The organism is Nocardia spongicola, from assembly GCF_047200775.1.
Lineage (GTDB): Bacteria > Actinomycetota > Actinomycetes > Mycobacteriales > Mycobacteriaceae > Nocardia.
In genome coordinates, this window is record NZ_JBJZOO010000030.1 from 1 (window position 1) to 16,835 (window position 16,835).

The 16,835-nt window shown below is 63.2% G+C and carries 24 protein-coding genes; 14 read left to right on the plus strand and 10 right to left on the minus strand.

Going from position 1 to position 16,835, the window contains the following annotated elements; translation table 11 throughout:
* Window positions 1–279: 279 nt before the first annotated feature.
* Together ACL02S_RS23800 and ACL02S_RS23805 are read right to left on the minus strand one after the other, a co-directional pair.
* Window positions 280–636 (minus strand): hypothetical protein, encoded by a 357-nt coding sequence (locus tag ACL02S_RS23800; RefSeq protein ID WP_412804728.1) that lies wholly within the window; start codon window positions 634–636, stop codon window positions 280–282.
* A gap of 53 nt (window positions 637–689) precedes the next feature.
* Entirely contained in the window at window positions 690–1,382 is a 693-nt protein-coding gene (locus tag ACL02S_RS23805; RefSeq protein WP_412804729.1) for a hypothetical protein, read from the minus strand.
* A 112-nt stretch (window positions 1,383–1,494) separates the two neighbouring features.
* Between ACL02S_RS23805 and ACL02S_RS23810 the strand changes: the two genes are divergently transcribed.
* On the plus strand, window positions 1,495–2,451 hold the full coding sequence (locus ACL02S_RS23810) for a hypothetical protein (RefSeq protein WP_412804730.1): 957 nt from the start codon (window positions 1,495–1,497) through the stop codon (window positions 2,449–2,451).
* Here the strand turns inward: ACL02S_RS23810 and ACL02S_RS23815 are convergent.
* Window positions 2,415–2,768 carry a hypothetical protein gene (locus ACL02S_RS23815; protein ID WP_412804751.1) on the minus strand — a complete coding sequence of 118 codons (354 nt, stop codon included), beginning with the start codon at window positions 2,766–2,768 and terminating at the stop codon, window positions 2,415–2,417. The genes ACL02S_RS23810 and ACL02S_RS23815 overlap by 37 nt on opposite strands.
* A gap of 747 nt (window positions 2,769–3,515) precedes the next feature.
* On the opposite strand from ACL02S_RS23815, the gene ACL02S_RS23820 reads away from it, so the two are divergent.
* The 3 genes from ACL02S_RS23820 to ACL02S_RS23830 all read left to right on the plus strand — a co-directional run bounded on the left by ACL02S_RS23820 (window position 3,516) and on the right by ACL02S_RS23830 (window position 4,970).
* Complete coding sequence (locus ACL02S_RS23820) at window positions 3,516–3,692, plus strand: hypothetical protein (RefSeq protein ID WP_412804731.1); 177 nt, start codon at window positions 3,516–3,518, stop codon at window positions 3,690–3,692.
* Between the two features lie 232 nt (window positions 3,693–3,924).
* Window positions 3,925–4,131 (plus strand): hypothetical protein, encoded by a 207-nt coding sequence (locus tag ACL02S_RS23825; RefSeq protein WP_412804732.1) that lies wholly within the window; start codon window positions 3,925–3,927, stop codon window positions 4,129–4,131.
* Window positions 4,128–4,970, plus strand: coding sequence for a DUF5131 family protein (locus ACL02S_RS23830; protein ID WP_412804733.1), 843 nt, complete (start codon window positions 4,128–4,130; stop codon window positions 4,968–4,970). The genes ACL02S_RS23825 and ACL02S_RS23830 overlap by 4 nt, the downstream gene beginning before the upstream one ends.
* Window position 4,971: 1 nt before the next feature.
* Here ACL02S_RS23830 and ACL02S_RS23835 read toward each other — a convergent pair whose 3' ends face one another.
* Both ACL02S_RS23835 and ACL02S_RS23840 read right to left on the minus strand, forming a co-directional pair.
* Window positions 4,972–5,205: a hypothetical protein gene (locus ACL02S_RS23835; RefSeq protein ID WP_412804734.1), complete on the minus strand. Its 234-nt coding sequence runs from the start codon at window positions 5,203–5,205 to the stop codon at window positions 4,972–4,974.
* A complete protein-coding gene (locus ACL02S_RS23840; protein WP_412804735.1) occupies window positions 5,202–5,402 on the minus strand; it encodes a hypothetical protein in 201 nt (66 codons plus the stop codon). Before ACL02S_RS23840 ends, ACL02S_RS23835 begins: the two co-directional genes overlap by 4 nt.
* A 93-nt stretch (window positions 5,403–5,495) precedes the next feature.
* Here ACL02S_RS23840 and ACL02S_RS23845 point away from each other — a divergent pair, with 93 nt between their 5' ends.
* The gene (locus ACL02S_RS23845) at window positions 5,496–5,810 is read left to right on the plus strand and encodes a hypothetical protein (protein WP_412804736.1); all 315 of its coding nucleotides are present in this window, start codon (window positions 5,496–5,498) and stop codon (window positions 5,808–5,810) included.
* Window positions 5,811–5,978: 168 nt separating this feature from the next.
* Here ACL02S_RS23845 and ACL02S_RS23850 read toward each other — a convergent pair whose 3' ends face one another.
* Window positions 5,979–6,875, minus strand: a complete 897-nt coding sequence (locus tag ACL02S_RS23850) for a hypothetical protein (RefSeq protein WP_412804737.1) — start codon at window positions 6,873–6,875, stop codon at window positions 5,979–5,981.
* A 280-nt stretch (window positions 6,876–7,155) separates the two neighbouring features.
* Between ACL02S_RS23850 and ACL02S_RS23855 the strand changes: the two genes are divergently transcribed.
* Together ACL02S_RS23855 and ACL02S_RS23860 are read left to right on the plus strand one after the other, a co-directional pair.
* A complete protein-coding gene (locus ACL02S_RS23855; protein WP_412804738.1) occupies window positions 7,156–7,812 on the plus strand; it encodes a nucleotidyltransferase domain-containing protein in 657 nt (218 codons plus the stop codon).
* 17 nt (window positions 7,813–7,829) lie between these two features.
* Window positions 7,830–8,324, plus strand: a complete 495-nt coding sequence (locus tag ACL02S_RS23860) for a hypothetical protein (RefSeq protein WP_412804739.1) — start codon at window positions 7,830–7,832, stop codon at window positions 8,322–8,324.
* A 148-nt stretch (window positions 8,325–8,472) separates the two neighbouring features.
* On the opposite strand, the gene ACL02S_RS23865 is transcribed toward ACL02S_RS23860, so the two are convergent.
* Window positions 8,473–8,874 carry a hypothetical protein gene (locus ACL02S_RS23865; RefSeq protein WP_412804740.1) on the minus strand — a complete coding sequence of 134 codons (402 nt, stop codon included), beginning with the start codon at window positions 8,872–8,874 and terminating at the stop codon, window positions 8,473–8,475.
* Between the two features lie 232 nt (window positions 8,875–9,106).
* Between ACL02S_RS23865 and ACL02S_RS23870 the strand changes: the two genes are divergently transcribed.
* Window positions 9,107–10,510 (plus strand): helix-turn-helix domain-containing protein, encoded by a 1,404-nt coding sequence (locus ACL02S_RS23870; RefSeq protein WP_412804741.1) that lies wholly within the window; start codon window positions 9,107–9,109, stop codon window positions 10,508–10,510.
* Here the strand turns inward: ACL02S_RS23870 and ACL02S_RS23875 are convergent.
* Window positions 10,486–11,235 (minus strand): GNAT family N-acetyltransferase, encoded by a 750-nt coding sequence (locus ACL02S_RS23875; RefSeq protein ID WP_412804742.1) that lies wholly within the window; start codon window positions 11,233–11,235, stop codon window positions 10,486–10,488. The two genes, ACL02S_RS23870 and ACL02S_RS23875, sit on opposite strands and share 25 nt — an antisense overlap.
* Window positions 11,236–11,421: 186 nt before the next feature.
* On the opposite strand from ACL02S_RS23875, the gene ACL02S_RS23880 reads away from it, so the two are divergent.
* A complete protein-coding gene (locus ACL02S_RS23880) occupies window positions 11,422–12,462 on the plus strand; it encodes a hypothetical protein (RefSeq protein WP_412804743.1) in 1,041 nt (346 codons plus the stop codon).
* Window positions 12,463–12,498: 36 nt separating this feature from the next.
* Window positions 12,499–14,154: a hypothetical protein gene (locus tag ACL02S_RS23885; RefSeq protein ID WP_412804744.1), complete on the plus strand. Its 1,656-nt coding sequence runs from the start codon at window positions 12,499–12,501 to the stop codon at window positions 14,152–14,154.
* Between the two features lie 82 nt (window positions 14,155–14,236).
* Here the strand turns inward: ACL02S_RS23885 and ACL02S_RS23890 are convergent, their stop codons facing one another.
* On the minus strand, window positions 14,237–14,512 hold the full coding sequence (locus ACL02S_RS23890) for a zinc ribbon domain-containing protein (protein WP_412804745.1): 276 nt from the start codon (window positions 14,510–14,512) through the stop codon (window positions 14,237–14,239).
* 395 nt (window positions 14,513–14,907) lie between these two features.
* Between ACL02S_RS23890 and ACL02S_RS23895 the strand changes: the two genes are divergently transcribed.
* The 4 genes from ACL02S_RS23895 to ACL02S_RS23910 all read left to right on the plus strand — a co-directional run bounded on the left by ACL02S_RS23895 (window position 14,908) and on the right by ACL02S_RS23910 (window position 16,432).
* A complete protein-coding gene (locus ACL02S_RS23895) occupies window positions 14,908–15,072 on the plus strand; it encodes a hypothetical protein (protein ID WP_412804746.1) in 165 nt (54 codons plus the stop codon).
* Window positions 15,073–15,136: 64 nt separating this feature from the next.
* On the plus strand, window positions 15,137–15,610 hold the full coding sequence (locus tag ACL02S_RS23900; RefSeq protein ID WP_412804747.1) for a hypothetical protein: 474 nt from the start codon (window positions 15,137–15,139) through the stop codon (window positions 15,608–15,610).
* On the plus strand, window positions 15,607–15,888 hold the full coding sequence (locus tag ACL02S_RS23905) for a hypothetical protein (protein ID WP_412804748.1): 282 nt from the start codon (window positions 15,607–15,609) through the stop codon (window positions 15,886–15,888). The genes ACL02S_RS23900 and ACL02S_RS23905 overlap by 4 nt, the downstream gene beginning before the upstream one ends.
* Window positions 15,889–15,934: 46 nt before the next feature.
* Window positions 15,935–16,432, plus strand: coding sequence for a hypothetical protein (locus tag ACL02S_RS23910; RefSeq protein ID WP_412804749.1), 498 nt, complete (start codon window positions 15,935–15,937; stop codon window positions 16,430–16,432).
* On the opposite strand, the gene ACL02S_RS23915 is transcribed toward ACL02S_RS23910, so the two are convergent.
* A complete protein-coding gene (locus ACL02S_RS23915; protein WP_412804750.1) occupies window positions 16,433–16,627 on the minus strand; it encodes a hypothetical protein in 195 nt (64 codons plus the stop codon). It abuts the gene before it with no gap.
* Window positions 16,628–16,835 lie beyond the last annotated feature (208 nt).

Below are 16,835 nucleotides of genomic sequence, written 5' to 3' on the forward strand. Positions count from 1 at the left end.
ACAACTCACCACCCACCCCCACTGGCGACATCACTACACCCCACCCGAATCGCTACACACAGCACGACAGAGCACACCCACACCCTCACCACACACAGAACCCACCCCACCACAACAACCACACACAAACGACCACACCCCACCAACAAACAACGAAACCGAACCACCCTTCTAAGAGGCGGTCGCGGTGTCACGCAAGACCGTCTACCGCAACCTCGACCGGTGACTGCTCGGGAATCGTTGGTGCGGAACCGATCTCGTGAAAGCGGCGTTGTGAACTCAGCCTCGGCGGAGTTGTTCCTCGGCGCGGTCGAGCAGTTCGCGGACATGGCGGTGGGCGGCGAGGTAGTCCGCGGTGGTGGGGGCGGTGCCCTGGACACGGCTGTCCGCGAGGGCGTGGGCATGTTCGGTGATTTCGTGTTCGGCTTCTGCTTCCAGCGCCCGGACCGCATCCTCGGCTCGAGCGGCGGCGGCCAGCTCCGGGTGCGCCAGCTCCCAGTCGCGGCCCGCCCGCGCTGCCGCCGTGAGCAGCTGGGCCAGGCATGCGCGGGCGATCCACGTCGAAAGGTCGTCTCCGGCCGCTTCACGAACCTGCGCCATCAGTGCATCGTCGATAGAAATTGTTGCGGTTGCCATGCCCGGCAACGATATGCCGCCGGGCACCGGCCCGTCCCGGATACCGCAGGGGATCAGGCGTGCAGGTCTTGGATCAGGAAGAAAGTGCGCTTCTTGCCGGTCTCCTTGAACGTTTCGGCCAGGTCGCGGTGGGCCTTGCTGAACGCGGTGGTGTCGAACACCTTCTTCTGGAACTGCGCATACAGCTCGGGATACTCGGCGGCGAAGCGTGCGGTGTTGAACGAGCGGTTGGAGTCGGCCTTGTCGAAGGTCGCCACACCGGCGATACCGCAGTTCTTGCCGATCGCGAGCATCAACGCACGGCGCAGCGGCTCGGCCTCAGCGGCCAGGCGGCGCAGCTGCGCTTCGATGTCGACCAGGCGCCGGTGCGCGGCGGTGATGTCGGGGTCGGCTTCGATGAGGGTGTCGTCGTTGTCGGCGGTTTCGAGTTCGGCCAGCTCAGCCTTCTGGGCGAGTTCCGCGGGCAGTTCGTGGTCGAGGTAGTGGCGCAGTTCGCTCATCGCGGCCCGGCATTCGTCCTCGGTGAGCCGGAATATCTCCGAGCGGTAGCGGTGCAGGCGCGCGGCCCAGCGCTGCTTGAGGAACTGCTCCCCGGTGAGCGCGTGCTCGGTCTCGACGTAGTCGAACAGCTCGAGCTTGCCGCTGCTACCGGTGCGCAGCGTGGATTGGCGCGCCGCGAGGGTGGAGGCTTTGCCGAACTTGCACAGATCCCCGGTCTCGAACCGAGATATGTAGGTGTACCCCATGATTGATCCCCTGCCATCTGAAATACGTTCCCGCTCTTACCGAGAACACGACGTGGCGCTCATGGTCGCATCGGGCACCGACATGTCGGTGGCGCGTGCCACAGTCATGCCCATGCGCTACCAATACTCGAGCCTGACCGGCGCGATCGCCGACAAGAACTGTCCGCTGCGCCTCTACCTCGACAAACGGTTCCCGAATCTCAAACCCGTCCAGGCCGACTATCGAGCGGCAGCGGGAACGCTATTGGTCGAGGGCGACGGTGCCAGCGCCGGCACCGTCGGCACGGCGTTCGACTACCTGCTGCGGTTCACCCTCAACCCCGGCTATCTGCCGCAGACCGCGCTCATCGCCGAACCGATCTTCAACCGGCCCGAATACTGCGATGTCGTCGCCGAGCTGGCGAAACTGGCGGGCAACGCCCACACCCGGCCGATGTCCGAACAGACCTTCACGATGGTCGCCCGCGCGAGCTGGGCGCTGGCGCTGTGCACCGAGCTGTATCGCAACCCCTTCGTCTTCCCCAACTCCCCGCTGGCCGACCCCATCCGCAGCGGCGCCTTCACCGTTGATGGGCTGCTCGGGCTGGCGTCGGCCGATGCCGTCGCGCAGCTGCGGTCGTTGTACATGCTGGCAGTCGCCGAACTGGGTGAGGTGCTGACCGCCGCTCCGGAGCGGGTGGCGTTGGGGCCGACCTTCGCCGCGTCCCTGTACTGCGGTGCCGACGCCGATCTCATCGTCGACGGCGTGCTGGTCGAGTTCAAGACCCGGCTCGGCAGCCTCAACCGCAAATCCGGCCAGCGCTCGGACTCGCTGTCGCTGGCCGATATCTACCAGGTCATCGGCTACGTCCTGTTCGACACCACCGACACCTTCGCACTCCACACCGTGGCCCTGTACTCCGCCCGATACGGAGCCCTGCACCAGTGGCCGCTGCAGCAGTTGCTCGATACGCTCGCCGGCGAACCGGTCGACCTCGCCACCGAGCGGGCCACTGTCGCGACACTGCTCGGCGCCGACACTGCGGCGGCCGGTCAGAACAGGGTGTCGCGCACCCGCAGCGGCCGATAACCAGCCGGTCCGAGCGCGGCGAGTTCGGCGTCGATGTCGACCTCGACCGCGCCGAAGAAGCTGGTCGGGTCGAGCTCCATGGCCTCGGGCGGGCCACCCGAGACGTAGAACTCGTGCGGGTCAAGCGCCCACAGCTCGTTCCACCGCATGGTCGCGGGCGAGAAGACCTCGACCTGGAACCGAGACTGCCGCGGGTGGGAGCTGTCGACATGGACGAGGTAGCGGACCAGGTAGCCGTGCATGTTTCCGAGAATCGGGAGCAGGTCGGCGGGGTCGCGGTCCGCGAAACTGTCGGCGGTGAGGGTCGGGGGGTTCATCGGTCGCGCCCCAATTCCGGGCCCTTGCCCAACGCCCTCGCCGCTGGGATACGCCCCGAACGGCCTTGCCGTTCGACACGCGCCGGTCCGGCCCGCTTCGCGGCACCCTGGAGCAGGTTGTCCTCCTTGTCGCGACCGCAGTTCCAACAGCATTCACGCGAGCCATGCGCCCCGCACCCCGCACACACGATCTCATCCGGCGGAAAACTCATCGCCCATCACCCGACCCGAACAGGCGTGGGTGAGGGTCGGGGCCCGGATTCGCACGATAGTCCGGGACGTCACCGAGCCGCCCCGACAACGACACAGCGGTCTCGCCGGTGAGATCACTCATCGGATCGGGCAGCCCGAGCGCCCGACAGGCGATACGACGAACACACCCGGCGACACCCGCCGCGCGACCTCGCCGCGGCACCCCCGCGAGATGACGCCCCTCCTCCCCCGGCCGCCACCGATCGGGGCCGCCGGATGCCCTGCCCCCGATACCACACCCCGGACCCGACTGCGGGCCGGGGCGAGGCGGAGACACCGGATCGGTAGCGGTCACAGGCGACATGAGAAACGGTGATGTCACTGGCAGGCCCTTCGACGAACAACAGGATCTGGCGGGAGACGGCGGGAACGACCTACACCCCCGACACCCATCATACATAATTCTAGTATTCCACTATTATGGAATATATGGTCGTCGGCGAAAGAGCCCGCACCCACCGACACCCACCGAACACCCCAACCGGAAGGCACACCATGACCAACAGCTCCAAACTGCTCATAGACCTGAAGACAGCGGTCGAGACCTACCGTGCGGCCGCAGACGGACCAAGCACCGACAACGAGCACGCCGCAGCCCTCGCCCTCGCCGACACGGCGACCGCATTGGTCGACCACCTCGTATCGACGACCGTGACGCGACCAAGGAATTGATCGGCGCTTCGGAAGGCGACCACTTCGACAACATGCTCGAGCGCAACATCACGAGCGTGGAGGTATCCCAGTAACGGGGCCGCTGTCCCGATCGACCGACCACACTGCCGGTGTCGGGCCGGGAAGAGGTCCCGGCCCGACACCGGCAACAAATTCCATACGCAGTATGCGGTGAAAAGGGGGCGGGCCATCCGGCCCCCTCCCCCCTCCTAGCTCCCAGGAGCCCACTCCCATGTACCACTCTCTCACCGAAACCATGGGCGCGGTACAGGCCGACGCCGCCGCCCTCGAGCACGCCCGCGCGATCGGCTGCACCGAGGAGCAGACCGACGACACCTACCGCCCTCGCCACGCCTTCACCACGGCACCCCGCCAGAAACCGTTTTCGTGTGCACGACAGCTGTCGTGCACCAACCCGGCGCCGGAGGGTCGGTCATGAGCGTGTCGCGTATCGAGTGGACCGAGGTCACGTGGAATCCGACGACTGGGTGTGACCGGATTTCCGCTGGTTGCGATCACTGTTATGCGTTGACGATGGCCAAGCGGCTGAAGGCTATGGGTGTGGCCAAGTATCAGACGGACGGCGATCCTCGAACGAGCGGTCCGGGTTTCGGCGTGGCTGTTCACCGGGAGGTGTTGACCGAGCCTTTGCGCTGGCAGAAGCCTCGAATGGTCTTCGTGAATTCGATGAGTGACCTCGGGCATGCCCGGATCGACCGCGACTTCCTGGCCGCGGTGTTCGCGGTCATGGGGGTGGCCGGACATCACACGTTCCAGGTTCTGACCAAGCGGCCCGGCCGGTTGGCGAAACTGCTGTCGGAGCAGGGGTTCCGGCAGCGGATGGCGCAGTCGTCACCGCTTGAGGACGGCAACAGTGGCGATCACGTCAGTGACCGGCCGGCCGCGAACGCGCCCTGGCCGCTGCCGAACGTATGGCTGGGGACCAGCATCGAATCCGACGAATACTGCTGGCGGGCAGACGAATTACGCAAGATACCCGCAGCGGTGCGGTTCCTGTCGCTGGAGCCGCTGCTGGGCCCGTTGCCGAACCTGAACTTGGAGGGCATCGACTGGGTCATCGTCGGCGGTGAAAGCGGCCGAGGGCATCGCCCGATAGAGTTGGACTGGGTCCGCGATCTTCGCGATCACTGCGTTGACCAAGATGTTCGCTTCTTTTTCAAACAGGTCGGCGGCATCACGCCGAAATCGGGCGGCCGGATGCTGGACGGCCGGACCTGGGACGAGATGCCCGAACCGGCTATCGGGACGCGACGATGAATCAGGACCGGTTGAACTCGACCATCAGGCCGCGCTCGGCCTCGCGGGCAACAGCGAGCGCGTCCCCGAGCTCGCCGAATCGGCCACGCATGCCGATCACCATCTGCTTGCGCCGCTTGAGTTCGGTCTGCCGCGCGGCGACGCCGGTGGGCGACGCCGAGCCCCCGACGGCGAAGGACAAGGTGGCACGCGAAGCGGCCGAACAGAGGACCAGACGCGGGTCGAGGCCGCTCATAGCGTCCCCGACCCGCACTCGATCGCAAGGAGCGAAATGAACATCACCGCGGCATCAGTCACAACTTCGACACCGACGAAATCGAGTGCCTTGTTCGCACCGCCGTCGAGGCGATATATGGCGAGATCGACGACCTGAGCAAAAAGCAGCGCGCACTGGCCGCCCAAGCACACAGGCACCTCCACAACGAAATGCACATACACGACCCCGCGGCGCCGAGAGCTGGACGCCAAGCCGTAATCGACAGCGCAGCAAGCACTTTCCCTGTACCCGAGGATCTGCGCGGCTCCATGGCCGAGGAATACACACCCGTCGGTGTCGAGGAAATCCTCGGACGCATCAGCGAACTTTCCGGACTGCACCTGGTCTGTGTCTGGGACTCCTACGACGGATACGAGTTCAGCGGCAACCCACGCTTCTACATCGAGGCCGACGGCTGGTTCTACAACCTCGACGGCGACCTACGAGAATGGCTCCACCGCGCCACCACCGACCCCACAACACCCGGCCACCCCCGCAACTGGATCGGCCCCCTCTCCACCGACATCACCACAAACGACATCGCATACACCGACAACCACAACCATGCCCGCGAAATCCGATAAACCAACCCCGACACCCCCACACCCACCGAACAGGCGCCTGCGCCGACACGGCAAACACGGCTGACACACCGAACTACTGTGCGAGACCGACCCAGGCGCCCAAATGCGATATCTGCCGTGGGGACGGCGCAGTGCTCACAACGTACCCCGCGCATGCCGAAATAGCTACTACGCAAGACCGTCTGATGTGGTGGGGATCGGGATCACGTTGTAGCTGGACTGGATCACTCCGTGTTGCCGGTCTCCTCTCACAGCTGGCTGCCACCAGTAGGTGCCGACGTGCTTGCCCATCAGAGGTGCCTCATCGGTGTAGGTCTTGAAGTGGCCTCGTACGAGGTGCCACGGTGCAGGGCCGCCGCCGAGTCCCGGAGCTCCAGCGCCGCTTCCCAACCGTGGTGGGCTTCCAGGCAGGGTGATCTCGTGGTGGATCAGCGGCTTACTGGGCCGGGTGCTGCCCTTCTTGGGGCGGCGGGCCTCGCGGCTGCGATCTCGAGTTTCGATGACTTCGGTGTTGCGGCAGTTCATGATCGCGATGGCCATGAACGCGGGCAGCGTAGGCATAGACACCTGCGCACCCTGCGCGGCGTCGATGCCACTAGCACCCATCTCCAGGAGCTGTCCACGTTCATCAATGAACGCTACGACGACCCCAGGGTAGTAGATGATCTTGTCAGGGAACCCGACAAAGGACATGAACTCGAGGAGCTGAACCGATCCGGCCGGTGCCCACTCTGGCGGTGAATACCCCGCGACCCAAGCCGCCGCCTGCGGCGGCTTGTGCGGGGAAAAACCTGGCATGCCGCGGGCCTCCCATTCGATCCACATCGACTCGAACGGCAACCGCAGCAGGCCGGAGGTCGCCGTGGGCAAAGGGGCACGCCCGGACTCCTTCATCACTTTGACCCAGTCCGCGCACTGATCGGCGGTCACTCGCACACAGTCACGAACGATGTGCCGCAGAACCTGAGCATCCAAGGGCACATGATCAGGTGGCGGTGGGCCGAAGACATCGGCCGCCACGATATCGTGGACGTCTCCCCGGTGGATACGATCGAACATTCGCATGGAATCTTCCCCTCCCTCCGGCCACTACCCGATGATCTCAAGCAGGACCTCGAAATATCTTGAGTGAACTGTATTCTCACCCAGTCACGGACACAGCCCGCGAAGGCGTAGTCACCAGTCGTGTGCTTTCATCTCGTGTCGGTGCTCCGGTGAGCACCACTCAACAGCGGCCCGGCAGCGAGGCGATCGGGGTCGGAAGCATGGCCACGCTTTGCAACTGTGAATGCGGGGAATCCCACCGGAGTCCGGTGAACAGTAGGTCAGGATACGGCTGCTGGCGTTGATCGCGCCGATCGGTGGCGGTATGAAGGCCTTCGACAATGAGTTCAAGAGGGTCGGGAGCAGCGGCGGGGAGCTGGCTTTCCTCTACTCTGGTGTGGTGAGCCATTATTCGATGTCAGCGCAAGACGTGGTTACGCTCTGGGGTCGACTCGACGCCCATCGTGTGCATGCGTGTGTCGGTGGTGGGTGGGGAGTGGATGCGCTGCTGGGAGAGCAGACGCGCGAGCATTCGGACCTTGATGTGTGGGCGCCTGCCGCGGATCTGGAGCGGCTGTTCGTCGCATTCTCCGAGGTCGGTATCGACCGGATCTTTCCCTGGCCTGGTGATCGGCCGTGGAACTTCGTCCTGCACGACGGCGGTCGACTACGGGTGGACCTGCATCTGTATGAACCGCTGGCGGATGGGAGCTTGCATTACGGATCGGTGGTGGACGGCGGTCCCTTTCCTGCCGAGGCGCTTGCTGGCCGTGGCTCGGTCGCGGGGGTCGCGGTGCGGTGTGAGTCGGCGGAGTGGGCGGTGCGCTGGCATACCGGGTACCCGGCGCGTGCTGTCGATCATCACGATGTGCCGCTGCTGTGCCAGCGGTTCGAGATTGCCCTACCTGAGGGTTTCGAACCGATCGCGGAGCCCCTGGTGCGAGGGCACCAGGGGTAGAGAGCTGTCTGCACCAGTTGTTGTTCTGGTATGAGGCAGGACTCAGGGCCCTGAGTCCTGCAGTCGGCGATACCCGCGGTGCCACCGCTGCCATCTCACAAGCATGGCGCGAAGTCGATCGCGGCCTCGACGACCCCAACGACACCATCGGTTTACTCTTCGTCACCCCAGCCGAAATCCGCGTGATCGAAGCCCGGACACGCAGCTACCTCGGCGAGCACGACAAAGCCGTCTCCACCTATCGCGACGCCATCACCAGCAACGCACTCCAACCACGCGATGAAGCCTCCTACCGCACCTACTACGCCGCCGCATTGGCTAAACACGGCGACACCCAGACCGCTGTCACCGAAGGCTTGCACGCGCTCACCATGCTGGAAGGCACCGTCAAATCGTCCAGACTCGTCGCCGAACTCACCCCAGTCCGCGCGGCCGCCGCATCACACTCCGGCACCGATAGCGAGGAATTCCGCCTACGATTCGACGCGCTCGGCAAAGCAGCACGATCATGACGTGTCCCAGCGTTATCCATCACGGATGAAATGGCTCACTCTCTGCACTGGAGCATATCCGGATGGACAACGGCACCGAGATGACCGTGCACGCGGTGACTGACTGGTGCCGGTGAACCGGCACCAGTCATCGACCTCAGTGATGGGTTCATCTCACGGTTGCTGACTGGCGCTGACGACTCCGGAGCAGAGTCGCGCGAAAAGCTTCCACTTCGGCCACCACCTGGGTCCATGCGTTGGCCAGTTTTTCCATATCGAGTTCGGAGGCGTGATCGGCTTCTACATGTATGCGTGCGGCCACAATGTAATTGGTGAACTCGCTGACAGTGTCACCAAGAGTGTCCAGTCCGGGTACCCAGTCGATGACCCACGAGTTGATCTCGGAGATAAGCTCTGCACGGCAGTTGTCGTTTTGGCCGATCGTTGCCAGTTTCGTCACTGCTTTTACTATGGGGTGCATATCGCTGTCGTCGTTATTGGCACTGCCCCAGCATGCTGCCAGCATCTGACCCCAATCGGGTAGGACTGGCTGGGTGATGGTGTCGATCATTTTGTCTCCTAGAGATTTTCAGACCTATTAGTCCTCGGAGCTACTGATACAGGCATCGAATCCGTTGTGCACTGCTACCTCCCGAACGAATAGATCGCGTGTGGATGTGTGCCTGGTATCGGGTATCTCCAGCATCTATGCTCGAGCTACGGAATACCAGGCAAGAAAAGGCAATTGGGTACTAATCTGCTAGCAATCGACACGCCGACGATGCAGGGGCAGGGGACTTCAGATGAAGTGGACAGGTAAGGAGGTGCAGGAGTTACGGCGCGCGTACCGGATGACGCAGAGGCAGTTCGCCGCACGAACTGGCGTAGCGCAACGCACCGTCGGTTATTGGGAGCAGGGTGGGTCGGCGGTGAAGCTCAGCGCTCGTAGCGCAGATCTGATGGAAACTCTCCTCGACTGGCTGAATCCCGAAGCTCGGCGGCGCTTCGATGAAGCAATAGCTCCGACTGGGTGCGGTATCCCGCCCACGGTGACCACCGGGTCGGGGACCGAGCTGGTGGACGACATCCTGGCATTGGTCGACAAGCACGCCACGCGCCTGCGCCGACCTGGGGCGCTACATTGGGTGAAGCAACTACTGATCCTCGACGAAGGTGTGGATGTGCACCGCCGTGAACTGCTCCGCTTGCTGGGCGTCATCACTGGCGCTGTGGGAACCGAACCCTTGATCGCAGCCTTGTCCGGCTCCGCCGACACCGAACTGACGCTGCCCGCGACCGGCCCCGTCGATGACCATGTCCTGGACCTGATGGAGACCGCACTCAGCAGCACTTGGCGGCTGGATGACTCACTCGGCCCACAGGCGGCCCTGGAAACCGCCGCCGCGCAGTACCGGCTCACCGGCGCTCTACTGACCGGATGCACCGACCGAACACGCACTCGGCTGTTGTCGCTGCGCAGCGACTTCGCCCGACTGCTGGGGTGGCTGAACTTCAATTTGGGCCGGTACGATCTGGCCCAACATGCCTACGGCCGCGCACTCGACGCTGCCCATGAGGCCGCAGACGCCGGACTGAGCGCGATCACCCTGTGCCAGATGAGCCATCTCGCCACATGGAGCGGTACGCCGCGCTCCGGCGTCGACCGCGGCGTAGCAGCCCAAGCCTGGGCGAAGCAAACAAGCGATACCCGGCTGCGTGCCTACGCCGCCGATGTCACCGCCCGAGCGTTCGCCGCCGCCCGGCAGAAACACCCCTGCCTTGAAACCCTCGATACGATCGGCGATCTCACCTCTACAGCACCGGATTCCCCGGCCACGTCGTACGCCTACTTCTACGATCACGGCTTATCGATATCCACCCGCGGATTATGTCTGCTCGACCTCGGTGACACCGACGCAGCCGCTGCCGCATTCGACGATTCCCTCGCAGGTATCGACCCCTTATTCAAACGCAACCGTGCGTTCAACCTGATCTATCTGTCGCGGGCGAGGCTGGCCGGAGGCGAGGTCGACGAAGCAGCGACAGTTGCCGGATCCGCGGTGATGCTGGCCGCCGAAAACCCTTCACCACGGTTGGTGGGCGCGCTTGATGACATCCATTCCACCCTGCAACCATGGGCGTCGCGTCCGGCGATCCGAGACCTGAACGAGCAGGTCGACACCTACTTACCCAGCGCCCGCACATAGATGTCGAATTGCGGAGACAACCATCCCGAATCCGGTGGACTGTCCTGACGGCCGACGAACTGCCATCCCGACTGCTCATAAAAAACATGCGCGTCGACGGCAGCCGGAACGACCGCCAGCGTCGCCCTCTCCTCAGATCGGTCGTGCAGCAGCAATTCCATCAACTGTGTGCCGATCCCGCGCCGACGATGATGGTCGTCGACGGCGATGTCGATGACTGCAAACGTGCGGCCCGGCCACTCACGCGTAACCTGCTCCGGCACAGGATCGCGAAACCCACGCCACCACAGGTTATTTCGCAAAGTATGACCGTAGGCGAACCCGACCAACGCACCCTCGGCCTCGGCGATAGTCAAACCGAAATCCGACTCACTGACCAACTGCCGCATTGCCTGACGATGCTGCACGGAATCGTCCCAAAAGTGCGGCGATCCCGAGAATACAGCGTCGTAGAGGATACAGATCGGGTCGATCAGTGCAGCCACCCGATCCGCACCAGGCACGCTCACCACTGGATCCGACAGCTCCTCCACAACGACTGAGCCTACCTGTCTTGCCGGTATACCGCGGTGTTGATGCTCTCGCTCCACCAACACCAACTTCGTGCCAAAAAACTGCAAGTCATCGAGGACACCGAGACGATCTTCACCAGCCACGATTCCATCGAAACCTTTTGAAAGATCGAAAAATCGGGTGGCTTGGTACCTGAAATCACTGCGTGCCATGTGCCATACAGGAATTCTCGCCGCTGTGGGCGGACACGATGTGTGGCATGCCCCGCTTCGGGGCACATCGCAGACCTATCGTCGCCCGTATCTATATCCATGCTGTGAACACCATGAAAGCCCTGATGACATGAATAGCCCTCGCCGACCGCTGCAACATGAACGACCCCAAGGAAGTCGATAGGTGTGAGCATAGCCGCGCAGATTCGCGCATTACTCGACGCCGACTCCGAGATGCTTGCCCGCCATGACCTGGCCGGGCTTGCAAACGAACTCTACGCGGTGGCCACCACCTTCGATGCCGGTCACTACACCATCGCCCACCGAGCGAACCTACTGTGTGGACAGCTACAAAAACAGTTGTGCGAGGTCAGCGATCGCATGATGGGCGTCGAACCCGGTGGTGGCCGGTGGATTTCGCGGTTTGTGAACATCGTCGACCGGGACTGTGAACGCGTCGGGGTGATCAAACTCGACCACCCCGACATCGACCGGGCGAGGCGGCTGTCCGACAACCTCACCCATGCAAGCTTGCGGTGGGAGCTGTACAAAGGCCCGCCCGCCACACCGCGGGCATGGATGTTCGGGAGACAAGAACCGCCTGAGTGGGCCGCGCAGTATCCGCCGTGGACCCCGGATACCGCCCACGACCCGGTCATGATCGACCCACACGCCATAGATAACAGGCGTGCACAGATATTGACCACACTCACCGATACACCCGACTCGAACGCTGCGCTGAGCTACCTGCGCAGCGCCGGTGCGTCATGGCCGGAAACCGTCCACAACGGAGTCATGCTGAGCGGAGTCGTGCTGACTCGCCGCAGCGACCATCTCGACCAGCAGATCCGCGTCACTGCCACCAACGACGAGGTATACGGGATCGAGGTGCGGCTGAGCGCGCACACCACTGGGGTGTCCGGGATCCACACCCGTCTCGACGGTGTACCCCCACAACAATTGCGTGAACAGGTGAAACAACTGACGGGAATCAGGTTCGGTCCCGCCATCACGACCACCGTTGGTAAAGCCGGAGCCGAGGCCGTCCCACCACACTCAGCCGGGCTCGCCGCCAGCGGCCAGCAGACCAACCCCTCCGGACTACCCGACGCCCTGGCTGCAGCCCGTGCTGTTCTCGGAAACAAATCCGTATTCGTGCTTGCAGCCGAACCAACAGCTGATATCAACTCCCCTGCCCAACAGAGCCTGCCCATCGAACTCGAATAGCGGTTACAACGTGACTACGTGAGGAGACATCTGGAAATGACCACCATCTACGACGAAAACGGTGACCTGCCCGAACCGGCCCATTGGCGAGGATCGGAACGTAAACCACGCTGTTCACGGCGAAAGATCATGAACGCTCTCGCCCGGCTGGGGCGGCTGGACGGAAGGGGCCTCACCGCGTTCGAGGGATCATTGAACTCGCCAGTGCGGTGGAGCCGAGCTTGGAGCGACAACGAGAGCCAGTTCGTGCAGCTACCGGGGAGGAAGTTGCACGGCGAGCAATACCGTAACCACCTGTATCGGGTGGTTCGGTACCTACGCCGAGACGACGGGCCTGCTTTTGCCGATACTCCGGAGTTCCAGCTGAGCCTGTGTATTGCAGTCGACGACCCGAACCCGCAGCAAGTATTCAACGCGCTGTCGGTGCGCAGCGAGGTTGCCCACGCTCTCGGCTACGGCACCGGCGAGGCCGGCACTATTGCGGTGATCCTCCCTGCCGACGACCGCCATCCGCAACTGTGGTGCGCGCGGATCCCGGCAGACTTCTCACCTGATCGCGTCGTCAAACTTGAACGAGTCCCCGCCGAGCAGATACCGATCGCCGCACACTTGATCGGGCACCCGCTGCCGATGTGGACCACAAAGGAGATCACCCGTGTCGGTGCCTCCATATGGGAGCCGCAGGACTGGGCGCCAGAAAAATGGTGTGCCGAAGGGAAACCGGTACCAGTGTCGTTGACTGTGCCGCGGGAGCAGATCGAAGCGCAGAACTTCCGCAACAGCATCGAAACCGTGCGTGACCGCATCGCTACTGGGAAGGTCGACGCATCTGTAGAGGTCTCGGATTCGTTGCGAGGATTGGCGTTCCAGGCATGGGAGACCCCATTGATACCCATGCGCCATCGCAGCACGCTTCCGGATGGATGGGCGTGGCTGTTCGAACTCCCGGGCCCTCTCACCAACGGCTCGCCGCAGGACGACATATCGCCGGGGTTGCGATGGCTGGCGACCAGCCCGGACGCGCCTGTGACTGCAGCCGAATTCGCCACCCGCTACTTCGGCTACGACGCTTCGGTCGCGGTAGCGGTTGTCGACCTCAACAATTTCACCCTGGCCGCGCGGACCGCGATCGAGAAAGCAATACTGCCTACCGATCCTGGTGACTCATGGCTGGACACCGCCCTCGATCGCGAGCTGCGCACGCAGAACATCACCGGAGAACGAGTGCACTGCCGCTGGGCCGCCGACCCTGACTCGCACCCGGCCATCGTGGTCGGTGACATACTAGCCTTCCATGTCCCACGCGTACTGTTTCCGCTCGGTACCCCCGCCTACGCCGAGATCGCCTGCTCTGGTACGAACCGGGCCACGACGTATACCGGAATAATCGCTGATGCCGAGGGAGGGGTGTCGCCGATGCCGATCCACCCGCACAGCGAAGAATCGACTGCTTCAGCTCTCACCGCAGCAGTCTGGGCACCAACGGCGGAACTGGTCGGCGACCGCCACGTCATCGGCAACATTCCTACCGATATCCGACGTCTACTCAAACTCCTCGATACAGGCGACCCTCTGCACCTGGCCTGGGCCGAGCTAGCTGCCGCCACCGGCTCGGGCCCCGGCCCCCACGCCGACTCGCAGCAGCTTTACCTATGGCACCAGGGTGATCCGCCGATCGGACACACGCCATAGCCCTTGAGGTCCTCCTTGGCCTGAAAGGCCAAGGATTCCTCCCATCGTCCGCGCAGAACGCTTTCGGTGGGGTTCCTCTGTTTCACTGGGGCCCGCTCTCCGCGAGGATATTGACTGCCGCGTTCAGATCACGGCCATGCACCGCACCGCAGGCGCATGGCCAAGTGCGGACATGCAACGGCTTGGCGTCCCCGACCACACCCCACACAGAACATCTGCGCGTGGTCCGCGCCGAGCCCTTCTGCTTGCGCGACAACGACTTTTGCGCCTTTGTGTGACCGTCCGACAGGACCGCGAACACCGCCAGACCCAGATCGCTAGTTGGGCTCGATGTAGGAGAGGGCCCGAATCCCAGCACAAGCGGTGCGAGGCAGGCACAATCACCGCCCTGACCTCTGGATAGCCAGGCCGCAATTTAGAAATCAGACTCGCATTCCTTAATGATGGAATGCTAGAATTCTAGCAGTAATGGAAATGGACGTCTCGCCCACACGGGCCACCAGACGTTCGGGGTATCGAATATCCAGGAGCCGCACATGCTGCCCGAGACCGTGACTCTGGTCAGTGTCGGACCCACTGAGAACGGAAACCGCTTCTCCGACCCCCTGTCCATTCACCTCTAGACGGCGGCGGCGTGGGATCGATCACCGCATCTCCCACGCCGCTGTCCCACCAGCCACCTGGCATACGTAAGTCGTTTTCCCCCAGGGAATACGCCCCCTTACCGACCCCGATTAAAGCAGGAGGCCCCCGATGAGCTCTAACGATTCCGAGGGATGGAAGGCACTGGGGGTGGACATGTCCGGCTTCGACACCCCCGCCCCCGAAAACTCCGACCAGAACACATTGTTCGACAACTTATGCGACACATCCCCACCGCAGTCGAGATCAACCAACAACACCAGTGAGGCGGAATGATGAGCCGACCCCAGCACCTGTCTGGCGATCTCACCGACCTGCTGCAATTGCTGGAGGCATCCTCATGAGCACCGCCTACACGGGTATCGACCGCACTGCTCTGGGAACCGAGGTTGCCACCGACCTCGGTTCGTGGGCGAGTTTGCTCGTCAAAGTCCTCACCCAGATCGGGCACACCCCCGCGACCGCCGACTTGGTGCGTGGCTCTGATCTCGATGCGCGCCTCTACAACTCGCTGTCCGAGCTCGCCGAATACGGCGGCCGCATCAATGTCGACCAGCTACATGCTGCGCTGCCAGTCCTGCTGCGTCCGCTGCTCACCACCTCCGACACTGGATTCCCACGCGTGACCGATCTGCTGGCGGCCGCAGTCGAACTACTCGACCACGCCACTACCGCCTGGGCCATCACCACCGGGGATGCCGAACCTGCCCATCCCGACCGTGTCGGCGGGAACATCGACTCCCATCTTCGATTCGCCGCCAGCGTACTGCGCCAAGCCTGCACGCTCATCCATGAAAGGACGAAAACCGTATGACCGCCAACCAACCCAGCTCGGTGCATCTCTGTGCGCTCGAGCTACGTCAGCAGCTCGTCGACCTTTATGCCGCCGCCGACGATCCGGCCCGCGCCTGCCCCGATACCGGAGCCCAAAGCCTGCCACCGGGCCTCTGCTCGCGGATCGCCGAAATCCAACAGAAGCTCACCGACTATCTGATCACGCACCGAGAAGAGCTCGACAGCAACAATTTCTGGTTCAACGACTACAAGCTGATCGACCACGACAAGCGACCCGGATCCCTCAGGATGCGGTGACCTGCCTTCCAATAACCCACTCCTGCATAGCAAAGGACAAAACAGCATGATTAACACAGACCAGCGGGACTACCATTCCGCCCTGCCCGCCCTGGCCGCACGTGATCTCGTGCAATGCGCCACCGCATTCCTCGAGGTGCTCGGCAACATCCACCGCCCCAGTCAACTTCGGGAAGCCACCCGCCGCACAGGCTGCGCAATCGAGCAGCTCGATCTGACACTGAAAAGCCTGGATAGCGACCTCCCCGACACCAAGAGAGCCGCCGCTCGCACAATATTCATCGACACCGCCCGCGCCCAGCTGCCCACCTCACTGCGTCCACACCTGGATCTGGACCCCGGTGCGGCCGACAGCAGTCGGGTGGCTGACATGCTGACCGCCATCACTGATCTGATCAGTTCGACCGCCTCGATCGCGGCCGCTCATCACCGCACCGCTGGTGCTCCGCAGCTCGCGGCACTTCTGGACGGAGTGCTGTCCGCCGCCAGCATTGCCGTCAACCACGCCAGCATGCTGCATACAACAGACAGGAGTGCACGGTGATCACCGTACCTGTGTCAGAGTGCTACCCAGAGAATAGTAGCGGCGCTCGGCGCCCTCGACAGCTTCGATGACCACCACATCAAGGTCCTCGCCAGTGCCCTGTCCGCTCAAGCCGGAGTGCTCGACGCCGCGCTGCGTACCACCCACCAACGCTTGACGCAGATGACTGACGAACTCGACAGAGTACGTCGCCATAACCGTCAACTCGCGACAGACCGGGACAACGCACTGGACTAGCTGGCCGGGCACACCCTGTACGCCGAAGAAGAACGACTGATCCGCGGGATATTGTCAAAACCTGTGGATCGGCGGGGTTCAGGGCAGCGGGGTCGCTCCGCGCTGGGCGAGCAGCATGCTCATCAATCCCACTTCCTGACTCTGTTGATGAATCATGGCGCGGGCA